This is a genomic window from Pseudoalteromonas sp. 2CM37A (genome assembly GCF_023161885.1).
Taxonomy (GTDB): domain Bacteria; phylum Pseudomonadota; class Gammaproteobacteria; order Enterobacterales; family Alteromonadaceae; genus Pseudoalteromonas; species Pseudoalteromonas atlantica.
The window spans coordinates 277093-290700 of the sequence record NZ_JALNTJ010000001.1 but is presented as its reverse complement, the minus strand read 5'-3'; the positions used below and the strand labels follow the sequence as shown (position 1 = coordinate 290700).

General features: G+C 40.3%; 12 protein-coding genes and 1 pseudogene. 2 read left to right on the top strand and 11 right to left on the bottom strand.

Going from position 1 to position 13608, the window contains the following annotated elements; all coding sequences use genetic code 11:
* Window positions 1-110: 110 nt before the first annotated feature.
* From MTF68_RS01255 to thrS, 7 genes and pseudogenes are all read right to left on the bottom strand, one after another.
* Window positions 111-569 (bottom strand): Lrp/AsnC family transcriptional regulator, encoded by a 459-nt coding sequence (locus tag MTF68_RS01255; RefSeq protein WP_002960703.1) that lies wholly within the window; start codon window positions 567-569, stop codon window positions 111-113.
* Window positions 570-659: 90 nt separating this feature from the next.
* A pseudogene (locus MTF68_RS01250) lies at window positions 660-1300 on the bottom strand (MBL fold metallo-hydrolase).
* 1 nt (window position 1301) lies between these two features.
* Window positions 1302-3119 (bottom strand): M14 family metallopeptidase, encoded by a 1818-nt coding sequence (locus tag MTF68_RS01245; protein WP_248461414.1) that lies wholly within the window; start codon window positions 3117-3119, stop codon window positions 1302-1304.
* 422 nt (window positions 3120-3541) lie between these two features.
* The gene (gene rplT, locus MTF68_RS01240; RefSeq protein ID WP_004587841.1) at window positions 3542-3904 is read right to left on the bottom strand and encodes a 50S ribosomal protein L20; all 363 of its coding nucleotides are present in this window, start codon (window positions 3902-3904) and stop codon (window positions 3542-3544) included.
* Between the two features lie 15 nt (window positions 3905-3919).
* A complete protein-coding gene (gene rpmI, locus MTF68_RS01235) occupies window positions 3920-4120 on the bottom strand; it encodes a 50S ribosomal protein L35 (protein ID WP_004587840.1) in 201 nt (66 codons plus the stop codon).
* Between the two features lie 211 nt (window positions 4121-4331).
* Window positions 4332-4892 (bottom strand): translation initiation factor IF-3, encoded by a 561-nt coding sequence (gene infC / locus MTF68_RS01230; protein WP_024034072.1) that lies wholly within the window; start codon window positions 4890-4892, stop codon window positions 4332-4334.
* 59 nt (window positions 4893-4951) lie between these two features.
* A complete protein-coding gene (gene thrS, locus MTF68_RS01225; protein WP_004587838.1) occupies window positions 4952-6862 on the bottom strand; it encodes a threonine--tRNA ligase in 1911 nt (636 codons plus the stop codon).
* Between the two features lie 383 nt (window positions 6863-7245).
* On the opposite strand from thrS, the gene MTF68_RS01220 reads away from it, so the two are divergent.
* On the top strand, window positions 7246-7692 hold the full coding sequence (locus tag MTF68_RS01220; RefSeq protein ID WP_004587837.1) for a DUF3010 family protein: 447 nt from the start codon (window positions 7246-7248) through the stop codon (window positions 7690-7692).
* A gap of 305 nt (window positions 7693-7997) precedes the next feature.
* Window positions 7998-9731: an AMP-binding protein gene (locus tag MTF68_RS01215; protein ID WP_248461413.1), complete on the top strand. Its 1734-nt coding sequence runs from the start codon at window positions 7998-8000 to the stop codon at window positions 9729-9731.
* A 62-nt stretch (window positions 9732-9793) separates the two neighbouring features.
* On the opposite strand, the gene MTF68_RS01210 is transcribed toward MTF68_RS01215, so the two are convergent.
* The 4 genes from MTF68_RS01210 to MTF68_RS01195 all read right to left on the bottom strand — a co-directional run bounded on the left by MTF68_RS01210 (window position 9794) and on the right by MTF68_RS01195 (window position 13514).
* On the bottom strand, window positions 9794-10258 hold the full coding sequence (locus tag MTF68_RS01210; RefSeq protein WP_055253445.1) for a DUF1456 family protein: 465 nt from the start codon (window positions 10256-10258) through the stop codon (window positions 9794-9796).
* 113 nt (window positions 10259-10371) lie between these two features.
* Window positions 10372-11616, bottom strand: coding sequence for a lipoprotein-releasing ABC transporter permease subunit (locus MTF68_RS01205; RefSeq protein WP_248461412.1), 1245 nt, complete (start codon window positions 11614-11616; stop codon window positions 10372-10374).
* A complete protein-coding gene (gene lolD, locus MTF68_RS01200; protein ID WP_055253440.1) occupies window positions 11606-12304 on the bottom strand; it encodes a lipoprotein-releasing ABC transporter ATP-binding protein LolD in 699 nt (232 codons plus the stop codon). Before lolD ends, MTF68_RS01205 begins: the two co-directional genes overlap by 11 nt.
* Window positions 12297-13514 (bottom strand): lipoprotein-releasing ABC transporter permease subunit, encoded by a 1218-nt coding sequence (locus MTF68_RS01195; protein ID WP_248461411.1) that lies wholly within the window; start codon window positions 13512-13514, stop codon window positions 12297-12299. The genes lolD and MTF68_RS01195 overlap by 8 nt, the downstream gene beginning before the upstream one ends.
* Window positions 13515-13608: the final 94 nt, after the last annotated feature.

Here is a 13608-nt window from a genome sequence, read left to right as displayed (position 1 = left end):
TTAGGTTAGGATCGAAAAAGCGCTAAATGTTACCAAATTAGCGCTCATTTAACAATTCGCACACACCGTTATTAGCTTTCTTAGTATAGCTTAACTTTGTGTCGTTTATTTTATAGAGGAAGAGATGTACTGCGTTTTACACATGTCATGGTTACGTTAGAGTGTACCTCTTGAACGTATTCTAAGCTGAGTAAATTGTCACGTACAAAGTGCTCATAGCCTTCTATACCTTGTGAGATTATACGCAGCATAAAGTCCATGGTGCCGGCCATTGTGTAACATTCTGTCACTTCGTCATAGCTCATAATTAGCTTTTCAAATTCAGCTAAGTTTTTCTTGCCATGATTTGATAAGCGCACATGTGCGTATACAAGCATGTCAAAACCAAGCTTTTTCTCATCTAAAAGCGCAACTTTACTTTTGATATAGCCATCTTGTTCAAGCTTTGCAATGCGTCGCCAACAAGGTGATTGAGATAAGCCTACTTTGTCTGCAATTTCAGCAGTTGAAAGACTTGCGTCCTGTTGTAAAAGTGCCAAAATTTGGCGATCTACGTGATTTAGAGACATTTTATTTCTTATTTATCTAATAAACTGGTTAAATTATACAGCCAATTTAAAATTCCGTCTGCAATAATTTTGCATTTTCATGGATTTTAATTAACCAAATTGGCCACTTACAAATGGATTAGTGCGTTTTTCGTGGCCTACAGTGGTATCTTCACCATGGCCAGCTAAAATACGCGTGTTGTCATCAAGTGTTAAAATATGGCTTTTAATAGACTCAATGAGCTGCTCTGTATTGCCTTTAGGGAAATCTGTACGCCCTACAGCACCTTTAAAAATAACATCGCCAACAATAACGCATTGCTGATCAGGCTCATAAAACACAATATGACCAGGTGTGTGCCCAGGGCAATGCTTAACACTAAAGCTAAGTTTGCCAAGCGTTAATACATCATTATGATTAAGCCAAATGTCAGGGTAAAAGCATCAATAGCTGAAAAACCAAACATTTGTGCTTGCATAGGCAGGTTATCAAACCAAAATGACTCATCTTTTTGCGGGCCAATAATTTGCACATTGTAGTGTGAGCGTAATTCATCTGCCGCACCTACGTGGTCTAAATGCCCGTGTGTAAGCCAAATAGCGCTCAGTACTAATTTGTGCTCACTAAGCGTGGCTATAATTTTTTGTGCGTCACCACCTGGGTCTATCACCACAGCTTGCTTTGTTTCTGTACAACTAATTATTCTGCAATTTTGAGAAAAAGCAGTCACGGGTATCGTAATAACGTGCATATTAAATTTCTTTATCTTTTTGATCGGGAATAACGGCTACTTGCTCATACGACATTAAAATTGGGTATTTCAAATACGCTTCGTCATAAAATGGCGTGTGTGAATATAACCAGTGCAAACGTGCATTGGCATCTTGCGCAAATGCTTTATCTTGAAGTTTTTTATCAAACTCGAGAGCAAGTTTTGGGTTGTCTTTAAGCATTTTCCTTGCGTAAGGGATTAACGCGTAGTTTTCCATGTACTCTGTTCGTTGAAATATTGTATTAAACTCACCCCACGCAAAAAATGAATCAGGAGCCTCTGGGTGTAATAAATGAACCGCTAACTCCCCTGCTTTTTGCTGCGTATTTACTTGATACCATCCGTCTAAATCTACATTTATTGCTGGTACATAATCAAAACTTGCAGAGACTCTAAAGCGGCCTTCAAATGGGGCTTTATCAAACGAGTAATCAAGTACTTTGGCAAGCTTTAAAGGTTGCGTATTCGCGCCTTTAAGTTTGTTTACTGACACCCCATGTAACTTAAGCTTTTCTATTATATCGCTATACACAGGCGGAACAAAAAACGCTTGGGGCACATCAACAACTCGCTCAACCTCTTTTTGCCAATAAATCGGTAAGTCAGTGTAGGTATAGGCTTTACCTAAATATTTAACCTCAGTTTGCCCCGAAAGCGCACTTACACTTGATGTGTATTCGACCCCTTTAAACTCACTGATTGTGTCTGCTTGTTTAGCATAACCTCGTTTAACAATTAGTTTCTCAGGTACAAATTCTTGCTCTTTTTTAACGGCGTTCGAAAGCTCATGACTGTACTGAGAAAGCGCGTTTATTGCCCCATCTAAAAATACATAGGTGCCTAATACGCGTTGTTGATAAGGTTTTAAAGAATGGTTTTCGACTAAAATTGTTGGTAATGATTTTAAATCCCCCCACCCGTTTGAAAAACGCGGTGTAGCCACCCAACCTGCAAGGCCTTTTTTAAAGTCGCGTTTATCCATAACAAATACCAATGGCCCAGGTATATGCCCTTGCTTTTGTAATGTTTCGTCAATAACCGGCTTTATATACTGATCTAACGCATCAGATATAGCAGGCGATTCGCTTGCAAATACAGGGTTATAACCATAGGTCACATCGTACTGATAATCGGCGCCATCGGTAACATGCACATCAATGTATAAGTTTGGGTTGTAATCATTAATAACCTTTAAAACACTTCTCACCTCTGGTGTATCTAACTTAGTAAAATCGCGGTTAAGGTTTAGATTATTTGCATTGGTTCTAAAGCCCATTTTTTCAGGGCCGCGCTGATTTATGCGATTAAATGCGCTGCTGCGTTCATGCCCATCTACGTTTAAAATAGGAATAAAAAGTATGTTTACCTTTTTTAAAATATCACGGCGCTTACCGGTTGCAATATCGCGCAGCAACATAAACATGGCGTCTTTACCATCTATCTCACCTGCATGAATACCGGCTTGGATAAAAACGGTTGGCTTAGTGCTGTTGGCCATTTGCCCCGCTTCAAAAAAACCTTGTTCACTGGCAACCACCATTTTAATAGCACGATTACTATTACTGTAGCCTATTATTTGAGACTGAAACTGCGTGGGATTTGCCGCTACAAGCCTATCTACAAACGCCATAGTATCGGCATAGTTTGGCGAGGCTTTGCCCTGTGATAACTCAAAATCAGTGGTTAACGGGCCTTGCTGCTGTAATAACGAATCGCTATAACCTTGCCAAGGAATAAGAGGCGGTAAATGACTGTTATCTGGCACAATTGCAGATAAAAATAACAGGCTTGCAAACATAGTTTTCTCTAACAAACGCTTTAATAAAATAAATTATACCAAGTAAACATAGCGATATTATAAAAGTGCGGTGATTCAACAAAAAAGAAAGCCCGTTTATACCCATGGACTTAATAAAGTGATTATTAAAGTAGTTAATTTTAAGGCTGGGGAAAAGTGTCAATAGCTTAGCAAGCAATTCGTTGTTTATACCAATCCGCTTAATTAAGTGATCTATTTTGAGAATGGATAAACGTGTTAATAGTAGTAAAAACTTCGCTATTTAGTAGTTCTTAATGAGAGTTTTTTAACGCAGATAACGACACATTTAGCCCCACAAAATAATAAAGTATTATTGCGGGAGAATATTAGTAGGCGAGTCTTAAATTACAGGCACAAAAAAAGGAGCCTAGGGCTCCTCTTTATTACTTATTTAAAAAAGCTTAAGCTGCCGCTAGGCCTTCTTTTGCTTTTTCAACAAGCGCTGCAAATGCAACTTGGTCGTAAACAGCGATATCTGCAAGGATCTTACGATCGATTTCTACAGAAGTCTTTTTAAGACCATTGATAAAACGGCTGTAAGACAGACCATTTTGACGTGAAGCTGCATTGATACGTGCAATCCATAATTGACGGAAAGTACGTTTCTTAGCACGACGGTCACGGTAAGCGTATTGACCCGCTTTAGTAACTGCCTGGAAAGCTACGCGGTAAACACGTGAACGTGCTCCGTAGTAACCTTTAGCTTGCTTTAAAACTTTTTTGTGACGTGCACGTGCGACAACGCCGCGTTTAACTCTTGCCATTTCTAAAAACCCCTATTAAGCGAATGGTAACATACGTGAAACTAGACCATGGTCATTTTTATGAACCATCATCTTAGGACGTAGGTGTAACTTACGCTTAGAAGTTTTCTTAGTCAGAATGTGACGAAGATGCGCTTGTTTACGCTTGAAACCGCCAGAAGCAGTTTTCTTGAAACGCTTAGCAGCGCCTCTGTGACTTTTTAGCTTATAAGCCATTGCAATAACTCCAAATGTATTGCTTAAAAATTAGTAAGCAGGCGTGAGATATATTTCTATAGCTCCACTTTTAGGCCTAACTTACTGCCATATTCCGGTGAAAACCCAGCAAAAATGCCGCAATTTTACTTTAAAACCGGTTAGCACAGGTGAATATTTGCATATTACTTGGGTACCTGAGCTAAATTCGGTGCGTATTATCGCTTAAAAATTATTTTTTAGCAACAGGCGCCATCATCATAACCATTTGGCGGCCTTCAACACGATTTGGGAAAGACTCAACTACTGCAAGTTCTTCTAAATCAGCCTTAACACGGTTTAATAATTCGATACCAATTTCTTGGTGAGCCATTTCGCGGCCACGGAAGCGGATAGTAATCTTAGCTTTATCGCCAGCTTCTAAGAACTTACGTAAGTTGCGCAGCTTAACCTGATAGTCACCTTCATCCGTGCCAGGACGGAATTTGATTTCTTTAATCTGGATTTGCTTTTGCTTCTTCTTCTGCTCTTTTAGTTCTTTGCTTTTTTCAAAGATGAACTTACCGTAGTCCATAACCTTACAAACAGGCGGCTCAGCGTTTGGGCTAATCTCTACAAGATCAACACCCGCTGCATCAGCCATAGCTTGTGCGTCTTTTAATGACTGAATTCCAGCTTGTTCGCCTTCGATGTCGATTAAACGAACTTCTTGAGCTGTAATTTCTTCGTTAATACGATTTTTTTGAGCTGTTTGTTGCCCTTTCTTGCCGCCTCTAATGGTACGTTCCTCCAAGAATATCAATAATATAAGCGTGTAGTTGGCTGTTTGTGATTGCCCTACACGCTCGATTTTTACTGTCGATTTTTAATTTCTTCGCTAATTTTAGCTACAAAATCATCAACATTAAATTTGCCTAGGTCTTCACCTGTGCGGGTACGTACTGCTACTTCCTGTTGTTCAACTTCTTTATCGCCAACAACGAGTAAGTAAGGAATACGCTTAAGTGTATGTTCTCGGATTTTAAAGCCAATCTTCTCATTTCTCAAGTCAGCAGCGGCTCTAATTCCAAGTTTATTTAATTTTTGTACAATTTCGTGCACGTAATCTGCTTGTTTATCAGTAATGTTCATAATTACCACTTGCTTTGGAGCAAGCCACGTAGGGAATAAACCAGCGTATTCTTCAGTTAAAATACCGATAAAGCGCTCAATTGAGCCTAAAATAGCACGGTGTATCATAACTGGAGTACGTCGTTCGTTGTTTTCTGCTACATAAGTAGCGCCTAAACGACCCGGTAATGCAAAGTCGAGTTGCACTGTACCACATTGCCACGCTCTGTCTAAACAATCGTACAAAGTAAATTCAATTTTAGGTCCGTAAAAGGCACCTTCACCTGGTAGGTAATCAAATTCAATGTCGTTTGCTTTAAGTGCATCGGCTAATGCAACCTCTGCTTTGTCCCAAATTTCATCATCGCCGATGCGTTTTTCAGGACGCGTAGAAAGCTTAACTACAATTTTGTCAAAACCGAATGTCTCATATGTATCATAAACCATCTTAATACACGCTGAAACTTCGTCCATTACTTGCTCTTCTGTACAGAACACGTGAGCATCATCTTGTGTAAAGCCACGTACACGCATTAAGCCGTGTAAAGCGCCTGATGGTTCGTTACGGTGACAACAACCAAACTCAGCCATACGCAGTGGTAAATCACGGTACGATTTTAAACCTTGGTTAAAAATTTGCACGTGACCTGGGCAGTTCATTGGTTTTATAGCGTATTCACGTTTTTCTGACTCTGTGGTAAACATGGCGTCTGAGTATTTTTCCCAGTGACCTGATTTTTCCCACAAAGAGCGGTCCATCATCATTGGACCTTTAACTTCTTCGTAGCTGTACTCACGCAGTTTTTCACGAACAAATTCTTCAAGCTCGCGGTAAATGCTCCAACCATCGTTGTGCCAAAATACCATACCTGGCGCTTCTTCTTGCCAGTGCCATAAATCAAGCGCTTTACCAATACGGCGGTGATCGCGTTTTTCAGCCTCTTCTAAGCGTTTAAGGTACGCTTTAAGTTGCTTTTTATCGCCCCACGCTGTGCCGTAAATACGCTGTAGCATTTTGTTTTCAGAGTCGCCACGCCAATAAGCGCCAGCTACTTTCATTATTTTGAAGTTTTGGCAGAATTTCATGTTTGGTACGTGCGGGCCACGACACATGTCTACGTATTCTTCGTGGTGGTATAATCCTGGGCGATCATCTTTTGCGATGTTTTCGTCCAAAATTTCCATTTTATATGTTTCGCCACGCGCTTCAAACGTATCGCGTGCTTCTTGCCAGCTTACATTTTTTTTCACTACGTCGTAGTTTGTTTTTGCAAGTTGCAACATACGCTTTTCAATGGCGTCTAAGTCTTCTTGAGACAAAGAGTGTTCCATATCAATATCGTAGTAAAAACCGTTATCAATAGTTGGACCAATAGCCATTTTAGCGTCTGGGAAAAGCTGCTTCACTGCATGACCGATTAAGTGAGCACACGAGTGACGAATAATTTCTAGGCCGTCGTCATCTTTTGCGGTGATGATCTCAAGGCGCGAATCTTCGTTGATCATATCGCACGCATCAACACGCTCGCCATTAACGCGACCAGCAATGGTTGCTTTAGCAAGACCAGGGCCAATGTCGTTAGCTACATCAAGAGTACTTACAGGGTTTTCAAAACTACGCTGACTGCCGTCAGGAAGAGTAATAACTGGCATTATAAATCCTTACATACAGTGGTGACACCTACAATGTATCACGTGTATTTTTAAATAAATTAAATGAGAATGACTCGACAACGCTTTTACGAATAAGCATTGACTATTTTTCGCCATAAATGACTAATGTAGATGCTGAGTCTGCTCAACTACAAAAAAGATATTGTCGCGTGATAGAGTATCAATTACAAGTTTAAAGCGCGCTCATTACTTGAAATTTTACCTAAAATTGTCATTTTTTTGTTTTTCGTTCGCTAATTTAAATTAAGCATGTGACAACTTGAGTTTATTGATTATTAAAATGCACCTGCACCGCCTTGCTCTCGCAATTTATTAGATGTTGGGTATAATACCAAGCAATTAAGTTATATTAGAGAACAGCAATGAGAACATGTGGTGTAGAAATTACCGGTAGTGATGTACTACTTTGTATTTTAAGTAAAGATAACGACGTATTTGATATTCGCGATGTGCGCCAAACACGCTTTACCTTAGGTAACGGTAACGACACTGAAATAATGCGTAAATTTCAATTTGATTTTGCAAAACTAATGCAAGATTACCAAATTGATTCTGTTGCCATTCGTGAGCGCCAACCTAAAGGTAAATTTGCAGGCAGTGCAAAGGGCTTTAAAATGGAAACAGCGATTCAATTAATTGAAGAGTTAGACGTTCGCGTGTTCTCAACGACCGAAATTAAAGAGCAGCTTAAACGCAACCCTATACCTATTGCGTTTGAAGACACAGGCCTTAAAAAGTACCAAGAAAACGCTTTTGTTAATGCCTATGTATACATTATGAAAAAAACCTACCGCAGTGACGAGCTATAAGTCACAAAGCGATTAAAACAAACTATAAAAACGCCATTTAGTGGCGTTTTTTTTATGCCTTTATAAAAGTTAGTTTTTATTGCCCCTCTGTAAAACGTTCCATTTAACTTTTCTTTATGCTTAGTACATTAGTCTAACCACCCTTTCTTTGTCGACAATTTGTGTTTATTTTAACTACAGCCTATAACAATTCGCTTAACTATTTTTTATTTTGCTACACAGCTATTCGTGGCTAAGCAAATGAATACTGACTTATCAGCACGGATTGATATAAGTAACTGACACACATTAATACGGAGAAGCACATGCACACACCATCGCGCTCGGTAAAAGAAGTAGAACAAATAAACACATTACCGCTCACAAAAAGCTATTTTAAAGGTGCGCAAAGCACGCCGCTAACGGATAAAACAATTGGCGAGTACTTTGATTTTATTGTCGACAAACACCCTGATTCGCTCGCTGTCGTTGTTAGCCATCAAAATGTACGCTTAACGTATAAAGCATTTCAAAATGAAGTTAATCAACTCGCTATGGGGCTACTAGCAATCGGCGTTAAACCAGGAGATAGAGTAGGAATATGGTCACCCAATAACATTGAGTGGTGTTTAACCCAATTTGCGAGCGCCAAAATAGGTGCCATTATGGTGTGCATTAACCCTGCCTACAGGCCAAACGAGTTAGCCTATGCTTTGAACTCGGTAGAATGCAGCACATTAATTACCGCGTCACATTTTAAAGGCAGCAATTATATAGACATGCTTAACAGCTTAGCGCCAGAGCTTACCCAATGTGAACCCGGTGAGCTAAATGCACATGCCCTACCTAGCCTTAAAAATGTAATACGCATTGGCAATGAAAAAAGCCCTGGTATGTTTACGTTTGCTGATGTGATGAATTTTGCCACCCCAGCCCACAAGCTTGAATTAAATGCGATTGCAGCAAATTTAAACGCGGATCAAGACATAAATATACAGTTTACCTCTGGCACAACGGGCAACCCTAAAGGCGCTACACTCACCCATAAGAACATACTTAATAATGCGCTATTTGTTGCAGAGGCTATGCATTTTACAGCGCAAGATAAACTGTGCATACCTGTGCCTTTGTATCATTGTTTTGCGATGGTGCTTGGCAGCCTGCTATGTGTAAGTAAAGGTGCCGCAGCTATATACCCAAGCGATGCGTTTGATGCAAAAACCACACTTGATGTTGTGCAGCAAGAGGGCTGTACCGCGCTGCATGGTGTGCCTACTATGTTTATTAGCCAACTAGAGCTGCCTAATTTTACCAATTATAACCTCAGCACTTTACGCACTGGTGTAATGGCGGGCTCAACGTGCCCTGAGCAAGTCATGCGTAAAGTCCAAACACAAATGAACATGCATCAAGTATTAATTGCGTATGGGCAAACTGAGTGCAGCCCAATCAACAATATAACCGAAACCGACTCATCAATAGAGCGCCAAGTAACAACCGTTGGCCGTGCCCTTGCTCACACTGAAGTTAAAATTATTGACGAACTGGGTAACATTCAAAAAATAGGTGTACCTGGTGAGGTCTGCAGTAAGGGCGCCGGTATAATGCGCTGCTATTGGAATGACGAAGAAAAAACAAAAGCCACTATAGATGACGAAGGCTGGTTACACTCTGGTGATTTAGGGGTAATGGACAGCGAAGGGTTTGTGAGTATTGTTGGCCGCATTAAAGACATGATCATTCGAGGTGGCGAAAACATTTACCCACGCGAAATTGAAGAGGTTCTTTACACTTACCCAGGTATTCAAGATGCCGCTATATTTGGTATTAGTGATGAGAAGTATGGCGAAGAAGTGTGTGCGTGGATCCAGCCAAAAGAAGATGCAGTACTTGATGAGCAAGCAATACGTGCATTCTTAAAAGACAAACTCGCCTATTTTAAAATACCCCGTTATATTCGCTTTGTAGAGAGTTACCCAATGACAGTAACAGGCAAACTGCAAAAGTTTAAAATGCGAGAGCAAATGCAGCAATCTCTTACTGATAAGGCCTTTTCTTAACCGCAAACATTAACTACAAAAAAGCTCAGCAATTGCTGAGCTTTTAGCGTTAAATAATTTATTTACTCTGCAGGGCGATACTGCTGCTGAACACCTGTTAAAAACAAACGCAAAACCTGGTCGTTACACACACGGTAATGTTTATTTTCTACTTTGCGAGAAAACGCACTGAGCTCATGTTTACTTAATTCAAAGTCAACTTTTGCAAGTGTTGCTATTACATCTTCTGCTTTCATGTTTAAAGCAATACGTAGCTTCATAAAAATAATATTATTATTTAACTTAGCCTCTGGTACAGGCTGTGGGCCTTCGCGCTTGCCACGCTTTGTATTTATAAAGCCATTTAAAAACGTAGCAAACTCAGTGTCTGACATTTTAACAAACCCTTGCTCACCCTCTTTTGTTAACCATGCAACGACTTGCTCAGTGGTAACTGTAGCCTCTGCGGCGGCAAAAATACCGACCATGGCAGTATCGGTTAAATTAAAGGTATAGCGAACACGGCGTAAAATATCGTTATTTGTCAAAGTAATTTCCTGAGTAGAGAGCGAGGCTAAATTAGAGCGCCCACGTTAAATGAGCGCGCAGTTTAGCAGCTTAAGGCACGCTGCCCTATTGATATTTACACTATTAAGAGTTGTTAATTACCCAGCACCTTGGCAGGGTCGACTCGAGTTGCTTGCCACGCCGGGTAAATAGTAGCAAGTACAGCTAAAACAAAGGTAACAATAACTGTTATTCCAATATCACTGAGTACTAATTTACTGGGTAAAAACTCAATAAAATAAACACCTTCAAGCGGATTAGCTGCAAATAACTGGCTAACCCATGTAAACAGCTCACTAATGTTAAGCGCTAATATAACCCCAACTAGTGTGCCAAGTAACACGCCAACAAAGGCTTGCGTTAAACCTTGCATGACAAAGGTAGCTAAAATAGTACTGTCTTTAGCGCCCATGGTTTTTAAAATAGCTATGTTGCCTTGTTTGTCGCGCACTTCCATTACAAGCGACGATACAATGTTAAAACTAGCTACCGCTATAATTAAAAACACCACAATGTACACAATTGTGCGCACCATTTGAATATCTTGATACAGGCTACCTTGCGTTCTAAACCAGCTAGAGACATACACATAATCATTAATAGTTTGCCCTACTCGCAGTGCAATTTGATGCGCAGCAAACACATCATCTACGCTCAATCGCAAACCTGTCACTTGGCTGGCGTCGTAGCCTAAAACTGACTGTGCTTTATTTAAGTGAATAAACGCAGCGCTACTGTCAATTGGCCCACCCATTTCTATAATGCCCGCAAGTGTTAACGTTACGCGTTTAGGGGCTAATAGAGACTTGCCTTGCTCGCTAATTTTAGGAATCAGTAAAGTAATGTTATCGCCTATATTAGCGCCTAATTGCTTTACAATTTGCTTGCCTAAAATAACGTCATCCGTGCGCAGCTGACTAACCAATGTGCCTTTGGTAAATTGATTTATGGCCGACACATTCCCTTCATAGCTAGGTTCAACGCCGCGTATTTCTACCGCTTTAAGCTGGCTTTTAAATTGCGCCATACCATTTACCGCTATAAATGGCGCAGCACCTGTAACATGAGGCTCTGCTTTAAGTTTTTCTACTTTGTTAGGCCAATCAGCAATGGGGCGGCTAGGCGCTACGTATTCAACTTGCGGTACCACACTTAATAAACGATGCACTAATTGCTGCTCAAAGCCATTAATAACCGAAAGCGCAACAATTAACACCGCCACCCCTAATAAAATACCAACAGTAGAGGCTTTGGCAATAAAGCTTACAAATGCGTTTTTTTCGTCTTTATGACCAGAATACGCTCTAAAGCGTTCACTTAAAAATAAACTAAGCAACATGGTGCGGCTCTTTTATAGCAAGTTTCCCATCATCTAAATACGCAATTTTGCCTAATTTGTCTGCAAGCTCTAAGTCGTGAGTAACCACCACAAAACTAGTATTTAAGCTTTTATTTAGCTCATTAATTAAATCGTAAATTTTAATCGCGTTTTGCTTATCAAGGTTACCGGTAGGTTCGTCGGCTAGCACTAATGCGGGTTTAGTCACTAAAGCACGAGCAATAGCAACACGCTGGCGCTCTCCACCAGACAGTGCCGAAGGTTTATGCTCACTGCGATGCGCAAGGCCTACTTTATCTAGCATTTGCAAGGCTTGCTCTTTCGCCTCTTTTGCGTTGAGCCCTTTAATTAACAGCGGCATAGCCACGTTTTCAACCGCACTAAATTCCATTAATAAATGGTGAAACTGATAAATAAAGCCCAAGTTTTTATTTCTAAACGCCGCTTGCTCTGTTCGCGATAATTTAGCAACGTCTTGATTTTTTATTTTAGCGCTACCCGATGTAGCCGTATCAAGGGTTCCTAAAATATGCAATAAGGTACTTTTCCCTGAGCCTGAGCTGCCTACTATAGCCAGCATATCCCCTTGGTTAAGAGATAAGTCCACCCCTTTTAATACTTCTACTTGGTTTTGTCCATCTTGATAAACTTTACTTAAGTTTTGACAGCTAATAACTAAATCATTCATAACGCAATACCTCTGCTGGTTTTACTTTTGCGGCTTTGCGCGCAGGATATAAAGTGGCTAAAAAGCTCATTGCAATACTGCTAAGCGCAATAATAACGAGGCTTAACACATCAAATTTTACCGGAAGCTCTACACCTGCTAGTAGGTTTAGCCCCACAGCAGCGAGTAGTTCATTAATATATAAGCTAAACAATACACCTAAAAGTGCCCCTATCGCGGTGCCAATAACCCCGTTATACAAGCCTTGCACCATAAACACTTTTTGTACTTGTGAAGGCGTTAAACCTAAGGTTTGTAATATCGCTACTTCGCCTTGTTTTTCACTCACCATCATAGTCAGTGCCGAAACAATATTAAATACAGCCACTAATACAATCAGCCCTAACAACATAGACATAATACGTTTTTCCATGGCAACCGCGGCAAATAAAGTACCTTGGCTACTGCGCCAGTCACTTACTTGGTAATCGCGTAAAATGTGCTGGCTGTCCTTTGTAAATTGCGCTAATTCAAAGGGTTCATGTAACGACACACTTAAGTTAGGCGCGGTATTTTTGTTAAGCTTTAATACCCGCTGTAAAGATGCGCCGCTGGTAAATGCAAGGCTCATATCTATCTCTGAGCCGGTTTCGTATATTGCGGCTATTTTAAATAAACGCTGACTAGGTACGCGCCCAAGCGGCGTGTAAGTAGAGGCATTAGGCATAATTACGCGCAGCTTCTCTCCCATACCTACACCAAGCTTACGGCTTAAATAACGGCTAATAGCTATGTTGTAGCTATTATTTAAAACGTTTTGCCAATTGCCCTGCACAACTTTATCGGTAATTTTATATAGCGAGCCGTTATTGCCATACAAGCCTTGCAGTAATACGCCGTGTAAATCTTTATTGGTTTGCAAAATGGCTTCGCCGTGGCGGTAAAGGCTTACGTGATCTACATAATCAGAGCGCTCTAAATCGGCTTTTAACGCAGTCATTTGTGCGCTGGTGTGTTTATTGGCTTGTACTTCTACGTGGGGAATGAGCCCTAACATATTTGTTTTTAAACTGTTTTCAAAGCCATTCATTACACTGCTTACAGTGAACAAGGCCATTAGCCCTATGGCTATTCCGGCAATAGAAAAAAACGAGATAAACGATATAAACGCATTTCCTTTGGAGGAGCGGCTATATCTGAGCCCTATAAATAAGCTAACCGGTTGAAACATATTATTTAAAACATTTATGCTAAAAGTGTGCGGCTATAGTAGCACGAACTAAGATGAATTGAATATGACCATAAATGTAAGAAATAATTTATAA

Bases quoted from the DNA above. Each gene is read 5' to 3' on its own strand.
- MTF68_RS01255 (WP_002960703.1), bottom strand. From the start codon at position 569: ATGTCTCTAAATCACGTAGATCGCCAAATTTTGGCACTTTTACAACAG.
- MTF68_RS01245 (WP_248461414.1), bottom strand. From the start codon at position 3,119: ATGTTTGCAAGCCTGTTATTTTTATCTGCAATTGTGCCAGATAACAGT.
- rplT (WP_004587841.1), bottom strand. From the start codon at position 3,904: ATGGCAAGAGTTAAACGCGGCGTTGTCGCACGTGCACGTCACAAAAAA.
- rpmI (WP_004587840.1), bottom strand. From the start codon at position 4,120: ATGGCTTATAAGCTAAAAAGTCACAGAGGCGCTGCTAAGCGTTTCAAG.
- thrS (WP_004587838.1), bottom strand. From the start codon at position 6,862: ATGCCAGTTATTACTCTTCCTGACGGCAGTCAGCGTAGTTTTGAAAAC.
- MTF68_RS01220 (WP_004587837.1), top strand. From the start codon at position 7,246: ATGAGAACATGTGGTGTAGAAATTACCGGTAGTGATGTACTACTTTGT.
- MTF68_RS01215 (WP_248461413.1), top strand. From the start codon at position 7,998: ATGCACACACCATCGCGCTCGGTAAAAGAAGTAGAACAAATAAACACA.
- MTF68_RS01205 (WP_248461412.1), bottom strand. From the start codon at position 11,616: ATGTTGCTTAGTTTATTTTTAAGTGAACGCTTTAGAGCGTATTCTGGT.
- lolD (WP_055253440.1), bottom strand. From the start codon at position 12,304: ATGAATGATTTAGTTATTAGCTGTCAAAACTTAAGTAAAGTTTATCAA.
- MTF68_RS01195 (WP_248461411.1), bottom strand. From the start codon at position 13,514: ATGTTTCAACCGGTTAGCTTATTTATAGGGCTCAGATATAGCCGCTCC.